Origin of the sequence: Rhizobium sp. NRK18, from assembly GCF_024385575.1 — a bacterium.
In the GTDB taxonomy this organism is placed as follows: domain Bacteria; phylum Pseudomonadota; class Alphaproteobacteria; order Rhizobiales; family Rhizobiaceae; genus JANFMV01.
On the sequence record NZ_JANFMV010000001.1, the window covers coordinates 3,190,224 to 3,205,145 of the forward strand.

At 62.4% G+C, this 14,922-nt stretch carries 16 protein-coding genes; 9 read left to right on the forward strand and 7 right to left on the reverse strand.

Annotated elements, in window-relative coordinates:
- The first annotated feature begins 43 nt into the window (after positions 1-43).
- The 4 genes from NN662_RS15095 to NN662_RS15110 all read left to right on the forward strand — a co-directional run bounded on the left by NN662_RS15095 (position 44) and on the right by NN662_RS15110 (position 2,811).
- Positions 44-286: a DUF6290 family protein gene (locus tag NN662_RS15095; protein ID WP_261931054.1), complete on the forward strand. Its 243-nt coding sequence runs from the start codon at positions 44-46 to the stop codon at positions 284-286.
- Between the two features lie 177 nt (positions 287-463).
- Positions 464-1,216: a hypothetical protein gene (locus tag NN662_RS15100; RefSeq protein WP_261931055.1), complete on the forward strand. Its 753-nt coding sequence runs from the start codon at positions 464-466 to the stop codon at positions 1,214-1,216.
- A 205-nt stretch (positions 1,217-1,421) separates the two neighbouring features.
- On the forward strand, positions 1,422-2,126 hold the full coding sequence (locus NN662_RS15105) for an HAD family hydrolase (RefSeq protein WP_261931056.1): 705 nt from the start codon (positions 1,422-1,424) through the stop codon (positions 2,124-2,126).
- A 16-nt stretch (positions 2,127-2,142) separates the two neighbouring features.
- Positions 2,143-2,811, forward strand: coding sequence for a DNA-3-methyladenine glycosylase I (locus NN662_RS15110; protein ID WP_261931057.1), 669 nt, complete (start codon positions 2,143-2,145; stop codon positions 2,809-2,811).
- A gap of 9 nt (positions 2,812-2,820) precedes the next feature.
- On the opposite strand, the gene NN662_RS15115 is transcribed toward NN662_RS15110, so the two are convergent.
- Positions 2,821-3,450 carry a DNA-3-methyladenine glycosylase I gene (locus tag NN662_RS15115; protein ID WP_261931058.1) on the reverse strand — a complete coding sequence of 210 codons (630 nt, stop codon included), beginning with the start codon at positions 3,448-3,450 and terminating at the stop codon, positions 2,821-2,823.
- Positions 3,451-3,669: 219 nt separating this feature from the next.
- Here NN662_RS15115 and NN662_RS15120 point away from each other — a divergent pair, with 219 nt between their 5' ends.
- The 3 genes from NN662_RS15120 (at position 3,670) to NN662_RS15130 (ending at position 6,166) form a co-directional block, all read left to right on the forward strand.
- Positions 3,670-4,428, forward strand: coding sequence for a L,D-transpeptidase (locus tag NN662_RS15120; protein ID WP_261931059.1), 759 nt, complete (start codon positions 3,670-3,672; stop codon positions 4,426-4,428).
- A 178-nt stretch (positions 4,429-4,606) separates the two neighbouring features.
- On the forward strand, positions 4,607-5,305 hold the full coding sequence (locus tag NN662_RS15125; protein WP_261931060.1) for a L,D-transpeptidase: 699 nt from the start codon (positions 4,607-4,609) through the stop codon (positions 5,303-5,305).
- A gap of 231 nt (positions 5,306-5,536) precedes the next feature.
- Positions 5,537-6,166 carry an outer membrane protein gene (locus NN662_RS15130; protein WP_261931989.1) on the forward strand — a complete coding sequence of 210 codons (630 nt, stop codon included), beginning with the start codon at positions 5,537-5,539 and terminating at the stop codon, positions 6,164-6,166.
- Positions 6,167-6,221: 55 nt separating this feature from the next.
- On the opposite strand, the gene NN662_RS15135 is transcribed toward NN662_RS15130, so the two are convergent.
- The 5 genes from NN662_RS15135 to NN662_RS15155 are packed head-to-tail and all read right to left on the reverse strand — an operon-like array spanning position 6,222 to position 11,124.
- Complete coding sequence (locus NN662_RS15135; RefSeq protein ID WP_261931061.1) at positions 6,222-6,683, reverse strand: hypothetical protein; 462 nt, start codon at positions 6,681-6,683, stop codon at positions 6,222-6,224.
- 49 nt (positions 6,684-6,732) lie between these two features.
- Complete coding sequence (glcF, locus tag NN662_RS15140; protein ID WP_261931062.1) at positions 6,733-8,034, reverse strand: glycolate oxidase subunit GlcF; 1,302 nt, start codon at positions 8,032-8,034, stop codon at positions 6,733-6,735.
- A 30-nt stretch (positions 8,035-8,064) separates the two neighbouring features.
- Positions 8,065-8,436 (reverse strand): DUF4870 family protein, encoded by a 372-nt coding sequence (locus tag NN662_RS15145; RefSeq protein ID WP_261931063.1) that lies wholly within the window; start codon positions 8,434-8,436, stop codon positions 8,065-8,067.
- Positions 8,437-8,461: 25 nt separating this feature from the next.
- A complete protein-coding gene (gene glcE / locus NN662_RS15150; RefSeq protein WP_261931064.1) occupies positions 8,462-9,688 on the reverse strand; it encodes a glycolate oxidase subunit GlcE in 1,227 nt (408 codons plus the stop codon).
- Positions 9,685-11,124 carry an FAD-linked oxidase C-terminal domain-containing protein gene (locus NN662_RS15155; protein ID WP_261931065.1) on the reverse strand — a complete coding sequence of 480 codons (1,440 nt, stop codon included), beginning with the start codon at positions 11,122-11,124 and terminating at the stop codon, positions 9,685-9,687. The genes glcE and NN662_RS15155 overlap by 4 nt, the downstream gene beginning before the upstream one ends.
- A gap of 174 nt (positions 11,125-11,298) precedes the next feature.
- Between NN662_RS15155 and NN662_RS15160 the strand changes: the two genes are divergently transcribed.
- Complete coding sequence (locus NN662_RS15160) at positions 11,299-12,195, forward strand: LysR family transcriptional regulator (protein ID WP_261931066.1); 897 nt, start codon at positions 11,299-11,301, stop codon at positions 12,193-12,195.
- Positions 12,196-12,342: 147 nt separating this feature from the next.
- Positions 12,343-13,449 carry a CehA/McbA family metallohydrolase gene (locus tag NN662_RS15165; protein WP_261931067.1) on the forward strand — a complete coding sequence of 369 codons (1,107 nt, stop codon included), beginning with the start codon at positions 12,343-12,345 and terminating at the stop codon, positions 13,447-13,449.
- 13 nt (positions 13,450-13,462) lie between these two features.
- Here the strand turns inward: NN662_RS15165 and NN662_RS15170 are convergent, their stop codons facing one another.
- A complete protein-coding gene (locus NN662_RS15170; protein WP_261931068.1) occupies positions 13,463-14,737 on the reverse strand; it encodes a DUF3422 family protein in 1,275 nt (424 codons plus the stop codon).
- Positions 14,738-14,922: the final 185 nt, after the last annotated feature.

The window sequence follows — 14,922 nt, forward strand, 5'->3', positions numbered from 1 at the left end:
GGCACGACTGCTATATTCCGCCGCATTGTCAGGGAATTTGCCGATGAACAAGCGCGTCACGCTCGATATGCCGGAAGAAATGCTTCGCCTCATTGAAAAATATGCGGCCGAAGCGGGCACGAAACCCGATGCCTACATGCTGCATATCCTCGAGGAACGGCTTGAGGACCAGTATTTGCTGGCGCGGGCCCGCGAAGCCCAGCGACAGATCGAAAGTGGAGAGACCAACGTCGTCAGCGAAGAGGAATTCTGGCGTGGCCTGGAAGATTGCAGGCTTGCGATTTGAGTAACGCCCTCTCCGCCGTCACCCCGGACTTGATCCGGGGTCCAGCCGCCGCGTGTCCACGCGGCGAAAGGAGTCTTTTCGCGGTCAAGGACTTGACCGCACTGGATGCCGGCTCAGGGCCGGCATGACGGACAGTCTCATGATCGAAATCGGACACCGAAGCGACATATACCGATAATGCTTGCCGAAGCCGCTCTCTTTGCCGCCACGCTGGCCGTCAGTACGACGAGGAATGCCGGAGCGGTCCATTATTCGGTCAAGCTCTGGTCGAGGGCGCATCGCTGCCGCGCGGCATGGCTTGAGCATGAGACGCGGACCAAGGATTTCATCCTGAAGAAGATGGCGACGCTCGAGAAGCGGCGGACGGCGGTGGTGCTCGGTTCCGGCCTGTTGCGCGACGTGCCGATCCGGCAGCTGGCGGATGCCTTCGACAGGGTGATCCTCTACGACATCGCCCATCTGGCCAGCGTCCGGCTGATGCTGAAGCTCGGCAAATACCGCAATGTCAGCTGCGTCGAGCGGGATGTTTCCGGCTACGACGCGCTGAAGCATGGACGCGAATTGAGGCCGCTCGCTTTTCTCGAAGACATTCCCGATCTCGATTTCGTCGTCTCGCCGAACCTTCTCTCGCAGCTCGGCACCGGCGCCGAACACCGGTTGAAGAAAGAGCGTGATCCTATGCCCGAGGATACGGTCGCGCGCATCCTCGCCGCCCACTGGCAGGGGTTGACCGCCCTGCCCGCCTCAATCTGCCTCGTCACCGATGTCTCCTATGCGGTCACCGACAGGACGGGAAAGACGCTCTCCGAAGTCGACCTGCTGCACGGCGTGGCGCTGCCGCCACCCACGGAAAGCTGGCTGTGGCCGGTCTCGCCGATCGGCGAGGAAAGCCGCGAGCATGCGTTCGTGCATCGGGTGATTGCTGTGTGAGGCGCCTGTGCAATCCTCTTCTCCCCTTGGGGAGAAGTGCCGAACGCAGTGAGGCGATGAGGGGTTCTCACAGACGCGGCATGGGAACCCCTCATCCGGCCCTGCGGGCCACCTTCTCCCCACGGGGAGAAGGAGAACACCTCCCTTGCCTCTCCTCCGAAACGCGTTACCTTCAACGACGAATGCCGGACCGACGGGAGCGAGCATGTCCGCCCATCACCTGACGACGATCGGTTTCGATGCCGATGACACGCTGTGGCAGAACGAGCAGTTCTACCGGCTGACGGAGGGCGAGTTCGTCAAGATGTTCGGCGACTATGCGGAAGGCGAGCACATCGCCAGCCGGCTGCTGGAGGCCGAGAAGCGCAATCTGCAGCATTACGGTTTCGGCATCAAAGGCTTCACCCTGTCGATGATCGAGACCGCGATCGAGATCACCGAAGGCAAGGTGCCGGCCAGCACCATCGGCGACATCCTCGATATCGGCCGTTCGCTGCTATCCCATCCGGTGGAAACCCTGCCGCATGTGGAAGAGACGCTTGCAGCCCTCGCCGGCAAGTACATGCTGGTGCTGATCACCAAGGGCGACCTGTTCGACCAGGAGCGCAAGCTGGCGCAATCCGGGCTCGGCGAGCTGTTCGATGCCGTCGAGATCGTTTCCGACAAGACCGCGGTAACCTATCGCCGCATCTTCGCCGAGACCGGCGACGGGCCGGAGCGGGCGATGATGGTCGGCAACTCTCTGAAGTCGGACGTCGTGCCGGCCATTGCCGCCGGCAGCTACGGCGTTTTCGTGCCGCACGAGTTGACCTGGGTGCTCGAACATGTCGAGCCGCCGCGCGAAGCGCCGCGCTTTCGCGAAATTTCCCATCTCGGCGAATTGCTGCCGCTGATCGCCTCACTCGACTGACCGGAGACAAACTCGCATGCGTTCATTCTCGGCCATCTACGACCTCGCCGTTCAACGCAAGGGAAGCGCCGACGAGATCGAGGCGCATGTCATCCGACCCAAGGAATCAGACGAAATCGCCGCCATGCCGGACGACCGCTATCTGGCGCTAATGACGAAATGCATCTTTCAGGCCGGCTTCAACTGGAAGGTCGTCGAGGCCATGTGGCCCGGCTTCGAAGCGGCCTTCGAGGGTTTTGACATCGCCTATTGCGCCATGCTGCATGACGAGGATTTCGAACGTCTGGTGAGCGACGAGCGGATCGTCCGCCACGGGCCGAAGATCAAGGCGGTGCAGGACAATGCCCGCTTCGTGGCAGACCTTGCCGAAGAGCACGGCTCTGCCGGACGCTTCTTCGCCGACTGGCCGGCGGAGGATTATGTCGGACTCCTCGACATCCTCAAGAAGCGCGGCACGCGGCTCGGCGGCAATACCGGACAGTATTTCCTGCGCTTTGCCGGCGTGGACAGCTTCATCCTGTCGCAAAGCGTCGTCAACCGGCTGATCGCCGAGGGCGTCGTCGACAAGGCCCCGTCCTCCGCCAGGCAGATGGCGGTCGTGCAGAAGGCCTTCAACATCTGGAAGGAACAGTCCGGCCGGTCGCTCACCGAAATCAGCCGCGTGCTGGCGGTCAGCATCGACTGAAACGGAGCATCACGGCGTGGCGAGGGCCTGGCGTGCGCCGAGTGCCTTTTCCCGGCAGCAGCAGCCCTCGATATGATCGTTGACGAGGCCCATGGCCTGCATGAAGGCATAGACCGTCGTCGGTCCGACGAAGGACCAGCCCCGCTTCTTCAGGTCCTTCGACAGGCGCACAGAGGCGGGTGTCGTCGGATTGGCCTTCAGCGTCGCCCAGTCCATGGTCGCGGGGCGTTCCTCGGGCTTGGGTTCGAAACTCCAGAAATAGCGAGCGAGCGTGCCGAACTCGGCCTTCAGGTCGACGGCGCGGCGGGCATTGTTGATCGTCGAGACGATCTTGCCGCGGTGACGGACAATGCCCTTGTCGGCAAGGCAGCGCTCGATGTCGGCATCGTCGAAGAGTGCGACCTTGTGGAAGTCGAAGCCGGCGAAGGCAGCTCGGAAATTGTCGCGCTTGCGGAGGATGGTGAGCCAGGAAAGCCCCGACTGGAAGCCTTCCAGGCAGATCTTCTCGAACAGGCGGATATCGTCGGTCACCGGATATCCCCATTCCTCGTCGTGATAGCGCATATAGTCGGGGAGACCGCCATACCAGAAGCAGCGGTGATTGCCATCGTCGCCCATGATCAAGCCGTCGTCCGACATAATTGTTCCCTCTTTGTTCGATGTGTTGCCGGATTTACCACTGGTTAACACAGTTTGCAAACCCCACGGTAACCTTGCCCAAAGGTTTCAGCCTTCGGTGGCATTTTATGAACGGCCCTTAACGAATGTATTGACCAAAAACCGGCAGTATCGGGCTTTGAAGGAACCTTGGTTCCCCTGTCGCATTGAGATCATCGAACAACAAGTAGCGAGTATCCGATGAAGAAGACCATTCTGTGTTTGATGGCAAGCGTCGCTTGCGCCATGTCCGCCCCGGCGAACGCTGACGACCGTTACCAGAGCCGGCCTCCGGTGATCGTCAGCCCCGACCTCGCCGCCCCGTGGCTGGTGCAGCTCGGCGGCCAGGGCGTGCAGCGCCCGCGGGTCTATGCGCGCCAGCCGCAGCGGGCGATCGTCTACAGCAACTCGCTCTACGGCCGGCCGATGAACCGCCAGCCTGCCGCCGTCGCGCCGGTGCAGCAGGTCGCCATGCAGCCGCAAAATCCGGCCCGCGCGCAGATCGCCCCGCAGTTCCTGCCCCAGACAGTGTCCTACCAGACACATGAAAAGCCCGGCACGATCGTCATCGATACGAGCCAGCGCTTCCTCTATCTGGTGCTCGACAACGGCATGGCCCGCCGCTACGGCGTCGGCGTCGGCAAGGAAGGCTTTGGCTGGAACGGCACCGAGCACATCACCCGCAAGGCCGAATGGCCGCAGTGGAACCCGCCGAAGGAAATGATCGACCGCGAGGCGAAAAAGGGACACTACCTGCCCGCCCACATGGAAGGCGGCCTTGCCAATCCGCTCGGCGCGCGCGCCATGTATCTCGGCTCGACGCTCTACCGCATCCACGGTACCAACGCGCCCTGGACAATCGGCAATGCCGTCTCGTCTGGCTGTATCCGCATGCGCAACGAGGACGTCACCGACCTCTACGAGCGCGTCCCGGTCGGCACCAAGGTCGTGGTCATCTGACGCGGCCAACCGCCACTATTTCCGGCATCCGCCCTTCAATATCCGGCCGCTTTCGACCGGATATTGTGGTCTTTGCGCCGCTTATTGCGTTCACATCTGCTTTATCGCGGCCGTCAAGACTTGAATTGCCTGCCTACATCTGCTGTTTTTTCATGATCAACTGGAGAGGGATTTCATCATGCTGAAGCTATCGACGCTGCTGGCAGCGGCCGCGTTCACCGTAACCAGCCTGTCGGGCATATCGTCCGCCAACGCCCTGACGTCGACAACGCGCACCGCAAGCCCGAAGCCGCCGGCCGATGTGGTCATGGTCGCGACCAACCGCAAGGAAGTGAACCCGAAGTTCAAGAAGCAGATCGTGCGGTTCTCGACCACCGAAAAGCCAGGAACGATCATCGTCGATACCAACAACAAGTTCCTCTATTATACGCTCGGCAACAACCGCGCGATCCGCTATGGCATCGGTGTCGGCCGCGAAGGCTTCGGCTGGTCTGGCGTGGTGAAGGTGCGCCGCAAGGCCGAATGGCCCGGCTGGACGCCGCCGCCGCAGATGATCGCCCGCGAGCGCAAGAAGGGCCATATCCTGCCGGCCTACATGCCCGGCGGCGAGGACAATCCGCTCGGAGCCCGCGCGCTCTACCTTTACAATGGCGGCGGCGATTCCGGCTTCCGTATTCACGGCACCAACCAGCCGTGGTCGATCGGCCAGAACATGTCGTCGGGCTGCATCCGCATGATGAACAAGGACGTCACGGATCTCTACGAACGCGTCGCGCTCGGCACCAAGGTCATCGTCGTCGGCCCCGGCAACCGCCAGGGCAATGTCCAGTACGACGACAGGGGCGTGGACATCCTGCGCACGCTGTTCGGCGGCTAAACCCGTCATTTTCTGACGATTGTCAATTTAATGCCGCGGCCTGAAGCTCAGACCGCGGCATTTTTGCAACCATGGCGCAATTATGTCCTAAAGGTGGCGAAGTCTTTGTTGCTCCTGCGGAAGGTGAAACCTAAAAATATCTTGAGATTCGATTCACCATAAAGACGAGACATCGCGGCCATGACGACATCTTCCCTTCTGCGCAAGGCTCTCCCGCTTCTCTGTTCGACGATGATCCTGCTCCCGGCAAGTCATGCCGCCTTCGCCGAGATGCAGTTTTCGGCTTACGGCGGCATTCAGGGCGCTTTCGACAGCAACGTCGAGGTTACCGGCCAGTCTGACTTCGACGCCAAGTGGGAAGGCAAGTCCGTCACCAAGTTTCCGCCCTACTGGGGTGTCCGCGGCCTCTACTGGCTCGACGATTTCGGCTACTCCAACTGGGGTGTATCTCTCGACTATACCCACGCCAAGGTCTACGCCACCGACAGCACCATGGCTGCGGCTGGTGACTGGACACACTTCGAGTTCACCGACGGCCTCAACCTGCTGACGGTCAATGCGATCTACCGCTTCACCAACTTCTCGCCCAGCTGGACGCCTTATGTCGGCGTCGGTGCCGGTATCAACGTGCCGCATGTCGAGGTCACCCGTGGATCGGGCAGCACGTTCGATTACCAGTTCGGCGGCGCCGCCTTCCAGGTGCAGGCGGGCGTGGATTACAAGCTGACCGACAAGTGGTCGATGTTTGCCGAATACAAGGGCAACTATTCGATGGTCGACGTCGACATCGACAACAATGCCTCGCTGAAGACCAACATCTGGACCAATGCGGTCAACGTCGGCGTCACCTACCACTGGTAAGATCGCCCGAAGTTTCAAGAAGAAGCCCGTCCGCAAAAAGCGTGACGGGCTTTTTTTATCGCTTGGAACAGAGCAGCTTGCCGTCCGCCTCGAACACCGTCGAATAGCGCTTCAGGCGCTTTTCGTTCGTCTTGCGGATGGTGACATCATAGGTTCCGGCCATGCGCTGGCCGAGCCCCTTCGAGACCGCCACGGTGAAATCGACGATATAGAACGGGGAATCGCTGTAGCTTTCCTGCACGAAGCGCAGCCGCAGGTCAGAGCCGTCGAACCAGTATTGTTTCAGCAGGTTGCTTTCGAGACGGATGGTCCGGATTTCATCGGGCGCATTGACGCTGAAGCTCGCAGCGCCGCGCAGATGGATCAACCCCTGCCCCGGCTCTTCTGAAAATCCGACATCGAGCGTCAGACGCAGGTTCTTGTCATCGTTGGCGCAGTTGAAACGGTCGTCCGCAAAGGCCGGTCCCGGTCCCAGAACCAGACATGCGAGCAGAAATGTGAGCCAGAATCGTGTCACGCTTCTCCCTCCCAGCAAGTTAGAGCGTCAGACTGATACACTGGCTATATCACGATTTTCTTAATCTTTCCGGACTTTTACCACCATAGGCCCAGTCCAGCAACTCTACCGTGTGGAGGATCGGGATATCCGCCGCAGATGCAATCTGCGTGATGCACCCGATATTGCCGGCGGCGATGACATCTGCCTTCAGAGCCTGAAGATTACGTACCTTGCGCGCCTTCAACTTTTCCGAGATATCGGACTGCAGGATATTGTAGGTACCGGCCGATCCGCAGCAGAGATGCGCTTCCGCCGGATCGCGCACGGCAAAGCCCGCACGCTTCAGCAATGCCTTGGGCGCAACGGTCACCTTCTGGCCGTGTTGCAGTGAACAGGCCGAATGGTAGGCGACCGTGACGCCGGATTGCGGCCGCTCGGGCAGATCGAGCGTCGCCAGATATTCCGTGATGTCCTTGGCAAGCGCGGAGACCTTCGCCGCCTTCTCGGCGTAAGCCGGATCAAGGCGGAGCATATGGCCGTAATCCTTGATCACCGTGCCGCAGCCAGACGTGGTGACGATGATGGCATCGAGCCCGCCCGCGTCGATTTCCCGCGTCCAGACATCGACATTGCGGCGGGCATCGGCAAGGGCGGCTTCCTCGCGACCCATGTGATGGACGAGGGCGCCGCAGCAGCCCTCGCCTTTGGGTTCGACGACCTCGATGCCGAAACGCGTCAGAAGGCGGATCGCGGCGGCGTTGATGCCGGGATCGAGAACCGGCTGGGCGCAGCCGCCGAGGATCGCCACGCGTCCGCGCGTCACGCCGGCAGCAGCATGATTGCCGCGCAAAGGAGCGGATTTCGCGCCGGTTGTCTCCGGCGCCAGCCGCAGCATTGCCGCCATCGGCTTCAGCGGGCCGATGCGATCGAACAAGCCGGCAAACGGACGCGCCAGCCGGGCAAGGCTCAATGCTGCGCGAAACCGGGCCGGATAGGGCAGCACGAAGGCGAGCAGCGAGCGGATGAGCCGTTCGGAGAGCGGCCGCCGGTAGGTGTTTTCAATATGGATGCGCGCATGATCGACCAGATGCATGTAGTCGACGCCGGAGGGACAGGTCGTGGTGCAGGCAAGGCAGGAGAGGCAGCGGTCGATATGGGTGACCAGATCCTTGTCCGCCGGCCGGCCATTCTCCAGCATGTCCTTGATCAGGTAGATGCGGCCACGCGGACTGTCGAGTTCATTGCCCAGCGTGACATAGGTCGGACAGGTCGCCGTGCAGAAGCCGCAATGCACGCATTTGCGCAGGATGGCTTCGGATTCGGCGACATGCGGATCCAGCAACTGGTCGGGCGTGAAATTGGTCTGCACGATAACTCCGGTGTTGGAGGACTGCCCCTTTTAAAGGATCCAGGATTTCGGATTGGCGATCGGCTCTTCGTTGCCGGACTTCTGCAGCCCGACGATGCAGCGGGCGATCATCCAGACGGCGGTCGCCACAAAGAGCAGGATGCCGATGAAGACGAAGGTCAGGACCAGCGAGACGAGGCTGAACAGGAGACCGATCCAGAAGGTGCGGATCAGCCAGTCGTAGTGGCTCTCTACCCAGCCGCCGGCCTTGCCTCGGTTGAGATAGGCGATCACCACGCCGATCAGCGGCGTAATGCCGACGATGAAGCCGAAGAGGTAGAGAACATAGATCAACTGCACATTGGTCTTGCCCGGTTCGAGAAGACCTTTGGAGTCCGGGAAGGACTGTCCGTTTTCACTCATCGCAAGTCTCCCCTTCCGCTGTCCATCACGCCGCCACGAGGCCGGATTTCAGTGCCATCTTGCCGGGATTGAAGATGCCGGCGGGGTCGAATTTCAGTCGAATCGCCTCCTCCAGCGCCGCGACCGCGCTGTCACGCGGCTCGAACGCGGCGATGCCGGCGCGCATCCCTTCGGCGGCGCGCACAAGTGTCGCGTGACCGCCGCCGACGCTGCGGACGCCGGCGCGCACGAGATCGGCCTCGATGCCCGCTTCCATCCGCATCCAGACGAGACCGCCCTGCCAGTCGTAAAAGGCGTCGATACCGGCTTCGAGGCGAAGGGCTGCGACCAGTTGATGACCCCTGGTCGGCGCAACGGAGACCCGCCAGACGGGCTTTTGCGAACCATCCGCATAGGGCGCGACATCGGCGATCGCCTGCCAAAGCGCCATGCTCTGGTCCCGGTTCAGCCGCCGTAAGGCACCCAGACCGGCCATGGCGGAGACAAGCTTTTCCGCCCGCGCCTCGACGGAGCTTTGGAGACCCTCCAGACGCAGGACGGTCGCGCCGCCCGAAGACAGGCCGAACTCTCCGTAGCGCCAGGAAACGGTCGGCGGCAGATGGGCGGCGCCGGAGACTTCGACCGGCAGCGCCATGGCGCTCGCCATCGCGGACGTCGCCTGCTCGTCGTCCAGATCGTCCACGATAATGGTTTCCACGGCCTGCGGACGCGGTAGAACCTTGAACGTGACTTCGGTCATGATGCCGAGCGTGCCGTAGGATCCGGCCATCAGCTTGACGAGATCAAGGCCCGTGACGTTCTTCATCACCCGCCCGCCGGCCTTGACGATTTCGCCGCGGCCGTTGACGAAACGAACGCCGAGCAGCGCATCACGCGCGGCACCTGCCACGAAGCGGCGGGGACCAGAAACATTGGCGGCAAACAACCCACCGATCGTCGGCTCGCCATCGGTCCCCATCAGCGCGCGATGGTCGACCGGTTCAAAAGCCATCATCTGGCCTGCCTCGGCGAGCGCCGCCTCGATTTCGGCCACAGGTGTGCCGGATTTCGCGGTCAGCACCATTTCGGATGGATTGTAGGAAACGATGCCGGAAAGGTCTGACGTCGTCAGCGACGTGTCGGCGCGGACCGGATTGCCGAAACCGGAGCGGGTGTTGCCGCCGCAAATCGAAAGGGGCTCGCCACGGGCGGCACGGTCACGAACGATATCGGCGACTTCGCTTTCCGTTGTCGGTGTCAAAGGCAGGCTCATGCCGCGCTCCTTCCATCCAGCGGGAAGACCTTGGACGGATTGAGCAGCCAATCCGGGTCGAAGGCGGCGCGCACGGCCATCTGCTGGTCGAGATCGATATCCGTATACTGATGGCGCATGAGGTCGCGCTTTTCGATGCCGACTCCGTGCTCGCCGGTCAGGCAACCGCCGGCATCGACACAGAGTTTCAGGATCTGATTGCCGGCCTGTTCGGCGCGGGCGGCATCCTCGGGATCGTTGATGTTGTAGAGGATCAGCGGATGCATGTTGCCGTCGCCGGCGTGAAAGACGTTGGCGACGCGCAGACCCAGGCCATCGGTGATTTCCGAGGTCTTCTTCAGCACGTAGGACAGCTGGCTCAGCGGCACGGTGCCGTCCATGCAGATGTAGTCGGCGATGCGGCCGGTGGCGCCGAAGGCGGATTTCCTTCCCTTCCAGATCAGCGCCGCCTCGGTCGCCGACTGGCATTCCTTGACGACCTTGACGTTGTGCCGGCCGGCAATCACCACGATCTCGGCGAGCATGGCGTCCATTTCCTTCTCGGACCCCTCGACCTCGATGATCAGCAGTGCGCCGACATCGAGCGGATAGCCGGCATGGGCGAAGGCCTCGCAGATTTCCACCGCCTGCTTGTCCATGAATTCGATCGCGACCGGAATGATGCCGGTGCCGATGATGTCGGCGACGCAGGACCCGGCCTCTTCAGATGTCTCGAAGCCGAAGAGAACCGGACGGGCGCCTTCCGGCTTGGCAATCAGGCGAACCGTCGCCTCGGTGACGATGCCCAATTGGCCCTCCGAGCCGCAGACGAGGCCCAGCAGGTCGTAACCGCCGGAGTCCAGATGCTTGCCGCCGAGTTCGATGACGGTGCCGTCGACCAGCACCATCTTGACCCCGAGGAGATTGTTGGTGGTGACACCATATTTCAAACAGTGCGCACCGCCGGAATTCATGCCGATATTGCCGCCGATGGTGCAGGCAAGCTGCGAGCTCGGATCCGGCGCGTAGAAGAAGCCTTCCGCAGAGACGGCCTCGGAAATGTTGATGTTGGTGACGCCCGCCTGCACCGTCGCCGTGCGGTTGGCAAGATCGACGTCGAGAATGCGGTTCATCTTGGAGAGACCGAGAACGACCGCGTCCTTCTGCGGGATCGCCCCGCCGGAGAGCGACGTGCCTGCGCCGCGCGGAACGACGGGGATGCCGTAACGGTGGCAGTATTTCAGCACCGCGGAGACGTGCTCGGTGGTCTGCGGCAGCGTGACGGCGAGCGGCACGCGGCGATAGGCGATGAAGGCGTCAGTCTCGAAAGGCACGAGCTCGCGCGCCTCATGCACCAGGCATTCCGGCGGCAGGAGATCGGCAAGGTCGCCGACGATGATGTCGCGCCGCGACAGCACCGACGCCTTCGGCTCCAGAAATCCGATTGCGCCTGTCATGATCTTCCTCCCTTGCCTGCCTGCCGCAGATTGCCCCGAAGCTGCCGTGGTGACAACCGCTCAATAAAGCGATAACAGTTCAGTGGCACGATTGGTAATCTTTGTTTACCACTTCACTCAATCCCCCACAAATGCTAATCATTTTTTCCACTCTGGAAAAGATGGCGACGATTGATGACAAACCTGGAAGACCTCGACGTGTTCGTCCGCGTCGCCGCAACGGGCAGCATGTCGGCGGCGGGCCGCATTCTCGGGCTTTCGCCGGCGGTGATCTCCAAGCGCATCAAGCGGCTGGAAGAGCGGCTCGGCACGAGGCTCTTCCAGCGTACCACCCGGCAGATCGCCCTGACCGAGGCCGGCAAGGGCTATCATGACCGGGTGACGGCGATCCTTGCCGACCTCGAGGACGCCGAAGCCTTCGCCTCGGGCCGTTCAAGCGAGATGCACGGCACGTTGAAGATTTCCGCACCGACCTCCTTCGGGCGCATGCACATCGCACCGCACCTGAAGACCTTCATGGAGCGCCATCCCGGCATCTCGATCCAGCTGATGCTGACCGACGAATTCACAGATATCGTCGGCGGCGGTTTCGATCTCGCCATCCGCATCGCCGAACTGACGGATTCGAGCCTTGTCGCCCGCCGGCTGGCGCCGGTGCGCCGCATCCTCTGCGCGTCATCGGAATACATTGCCGCTCATGGCGCACCGCGATCGATCGAGGAGCTGAAGACGCATATCTGCCTGCCGGCGCACAACAATGACAGCTGGCGGCTCGAAGGGCCGGAAGGGCCGGTGGTGCTGCGGCCGGAGGGCAAGCTCATCACCAATTCCAGCGAGGTGATCCGGGAGGCGGTAATCGGCGGGCTCGGCATCGCACTCCGATCCACCTGGGATATCGGTCCGGAACTGAAGGCCCGCCGGATCGTGCAGGTGCTCCCGGCTTACGAAAGCTCGCGCAATGTGGCGCTGTCGGCGGTCTATCCGAGCCGCGAATTCCTGCCGCAGAAGGTGCGCGCCTTCATCGACTATCTGGCTGGGCTTTACGGCCCCTCGCCCTATTGGGACCGATAGGCGAGCGGCAGACGCGGTGGCTGTCCTGGCGGTTGTCCCGCAGGCTTGAAGCGACTAAACAGGTCCGGCCTTTCGCCGCGCCCTGCCGCGACCATTTCCATGACGGCGGCCTGCCACCGGCCGTCCCGCAATCACGGTTCCATGCCCATGCCTGCCATTCCCGATCAGCTCCCGACCATCAGCGCCCCTCGCGAAGGCATCTGGCTCAAGGGCGACTGGCACCTGCATTCGCGCCACAGCACGGATTCGACCAACAACCCGATCGGCAAGATCATCGCTTTCGCCGAGCGCATCGGCTTCGATTATCTGGTGGTGACGGACCACGACGTCCACGTGGACGGCGCTGTCGCGCAGCATACCTGGGCCGATCCGGAGTATCGGTCGGACAGGCTGCTCCTGCCCTATGGCGCCGAACTGACGGCACCTCGCGGCCATATCAACATTCTTGCGACCGAGCCCTACGACCACCAGGCGGTGTTCGATGCCCGCAACGCCCGTGACTGGGATCTTCTGGCGCTGAAGAAGAAATTGGGCATTCACTTCTCCGCGAATCACCCCAGCACCAAGAACCACTATGGCTACTCCTTCGATATCGCCGACTCGGTCGAGATCTGGAACGGCAGCACTTGGGCCAAGAACATTCCGGGGGTGCGGATTTGGGACGATATGCTGCTGTCAGGCCGCATGCTCGGCGCGCGCGGCGGCAGCGATGCCCATCACGGCATCCCGGACCGTCCCGAACTGACGACCGCCTGGAGCGCCGAGGCGACCGCGAACTATGTCGGCACGCCGACCACCTGGATCCTTGCCCGCGAACGCACGAAGGAAGCGCTGTTTGAAGCGCTGGTGGCGGGCCATGCCTCCGTCAGCGCCAACCCGTTCAATCCGCGCGTCGAACTCCATGCCGATCTTGACGGTGACGGGCACATGGAACTCGGCATGGGCGACAATGTGAAGCCGTCCGGCGGACCGGTCACCTTCGAGGTCCGGCTGATCGGCGGCGGCATCGAAGGCGTGCGCTACGGCGTGAAGGTCGTCAAGAACCGCCAGGATTTCGCCGTTCTGACGACGGACCCGCAAACCCAGACGGTGCGCTTCACCGATTCGCCCGCCATCGGTGAACGAAGCTACTATCGCGTGGAGATCGAAGGGCCGCAGACCCCCTATCCGGACGTGCCCTATTCCATGGCGCTGAGCGGCTCCATGGTAGCGCTCTCCAATCCGATCTACTTCAACTACAATCCGGCATTCTGAGGCTCGCCCGACCTCAATGCCCGTCTTCCGCATGGCTCTTGCGGATGCGCCGCACCGTCCACCAGATCAGCGCGACGACGAAGGGGACGGCAATGGCGGTCACCGTCGTGTAGTGGAACGGCGCGCCCAGCTCCTCCGCACCCTTGGCGAGGTAACCGACGAGGCCGATGACGTAATAGGAGACCGCGGCGACCGACAGCCCTTCGACCGTCTGCTGCAGGCGCAGCTGGAGATTGGCGCGACGGTTCATCGAGGCGAGCAGGTCGCTGTTCTGGCGCTCCAGCTCGACGTCGATCCAGCTTCGGAGCAATCCGGTGGCGCGGTAGAGCTTGTTGGAAATGCTTTCCTGCCGGTCCTCGACCGAGCGGCAGGTTCGCATGGCCGGGGCGAGCCGCCGTTCGAGGAAGGAGCCGAGCGTCTCGAAACCGGACACCGGGCTCTCGCCAAGCACCTTCGTCCGCTCCTGCACGATGCCGTAATAGGCCTTGCTGGCGCCGAAGCGGTATAGGCTGAGGGCCGCGTTCGCCTCGACCTCGGAGGCGAGCCCGGTTATCTCCCCGAGCATCTGGTCGGCTTCCTCGCGCGCGTCGGTCTTCATGCGCTGGGTTATCGCCGTCAATTCATCCTCGATACGGCGGATCTCGCCCGACAGGGACTGGGCGAGCGGCAGGCCGAGCATTGCCAGCGTGCGGTAGGTCTCGATATCGAGCAGGCGCTGGACCAGCGCGCCGCGGCCGGCTTCCGTCAGCCCCTTGTCGATCACCAGGATTTGCGTGAGCCCGTCGCCGTTCTGACGGAAGTCGGTCAGGATCGTCGCCTGGCCGTCCTTGACCTCGCTGTAACAAAGGCTGGCAGGATCGAAGATCGCCAGCGCCTGTTTCAGCGCTTCGCCTTCGGGGCGCAGTTCCAGCCGGATACCGGAAATCAGCGAGCCGGGCGCCGTGAAGCCGTCGCCGAACGGATGGACCGGAACGTCCGCTCCAAACGAGTCAGGCACCGGACAGTCCCAGAACCAGGTGGAAAACTCCGTGTGCTTTTCCCAGCGCAGCGTGCCCTGCCCCCACGGCATGGCGTAGTGGCTGGCGTCGCGCACCGGAGGCGTGGCGCCGCGGCTTTTGGCAAGCTCGCTCAGCGCCGTGTGGTGGACTGCCGATCCACCGTCCATCATGAAGGCGAGCTGGAAGATGACCCGTGGCGAGCTGACAAGCGCATAGGGCCGGGCGTGGATCTCGCCCAGCGCCCGGGCACGCTCCGGCGCGGCCGGAAAGGCGAACTTGCGGTCGGCCATGAATGTCCCCTCATTGGCTCTTTGATCCTCCCCTAGCACAATTGTGTGGCGGCGCAATTCTCTGTTTTGTTTTCAATCGATTAGCCCATTTTCTTTGTTGCGGGACCGCATTCCGGAGCCATCATTCGCCAAAGTGGACAAAAAGATTGACCACTTCTGCAATCTGCTGTTACTTCTGTCGGCAT

Bases quoted from the DNA above. Each gene is read 5' to 3' on its own strand.
- NN662_RS15095 (WP_261931054.1), top strand. From the start codon at position 44: ATGAACAAGCGCGTCACGCTCGATATGCCGGAAGAAATGCTTCGCCTC.
- NN662_RS15100 (WP_261931055.1), top strand. From the start codon at position 464: ATGCTTGCCGAAGCCGCTCTCTTTGCCGCCACGCTGGCCGTCAGTACG.
- NN662_RS15105 (WP_261931056.1), top strand. From the start codon at position 1,422: ATGTCCGCCCATCACCTGACGACGATCGGTTTCGATGCCGATGACACG.
- NN662_RS15110 (WP_261931057.1), top strand. From the start codon at position 2,143: ATGCGTTCATTCTCGGCCATCTACGACCTCGCCGTTCAACGCAAGGGA.
- NN662_RS15115 (WP_261931058.1), bottom strand. From the start codon at position 3,450: ATGTCGGACGACGGCTTGATCATGGGCGACGATGGCAATCACCGCTGC.
- NN662_RS15120 (WP_261931059.1), top strand. From the start codon at position 3,670: ATGAAGAAGACCATTCTGTGTTTGATGGCAAGCGTCGCTTGCGCCATG.
- NN662_RS15125 (WP_261931060.1), top strand. From the start codon at position 4,607: ATGCTGAAGCTATCGACGCTGCTGGCAGCGGCCGCGTTCACCGTAACC.
- NN662_RS15130 (WP_261931989.1), top strand. From the start codon at position 5,537: ATGATCCTGCTCCCGGCAAGTCATGCCGCCTTCGCCGAGATGCAGTTT.
- NN662_RS15145 (WP_261931063.1), bottom strand. From the start codon at position 8,436: ATGAGTGAAAACGGACAGTCCTTCCCGGACTCCAAAGGTCTTCTCGAA.
- glcE (WP_261931064.1), bottom strand. From the start codon at position 9,688: ATGAGCCTGCCTTTGACACCGACAACGGAAAGCGAAGTCGCCGATATC.
- NN662_RS15155 (WP_261931065.1), bottom strand. From the start codon at position 11,124: ATGACAGGCGCAATCGGATTTCTGGAGCCGAAGGCGTCGGTGCTGTCG.
- NN662_RS15160 (WP_261931066.1), top strand. From the start codon at position 11,299: ATGACAAACCTGGAAGACCTCGACGTGTTCGTCCGCGTCGCCGCAACG.
- NN662_RS15165 (WP_261931067.1), top strand. From the start codon at position 12,343: ATGCCTGCCATTCCCGATCAGCTCCCGACCATCAGCGCCCCTCGCGAA.
- NN662_RS15170 (WP_261931068.1), bottom strand. From the start codon at position 14,737: ATGGCCGACCGCAAGTTCGCCTTTCCGGCCGCGCCGGAGCGTGCCCGG.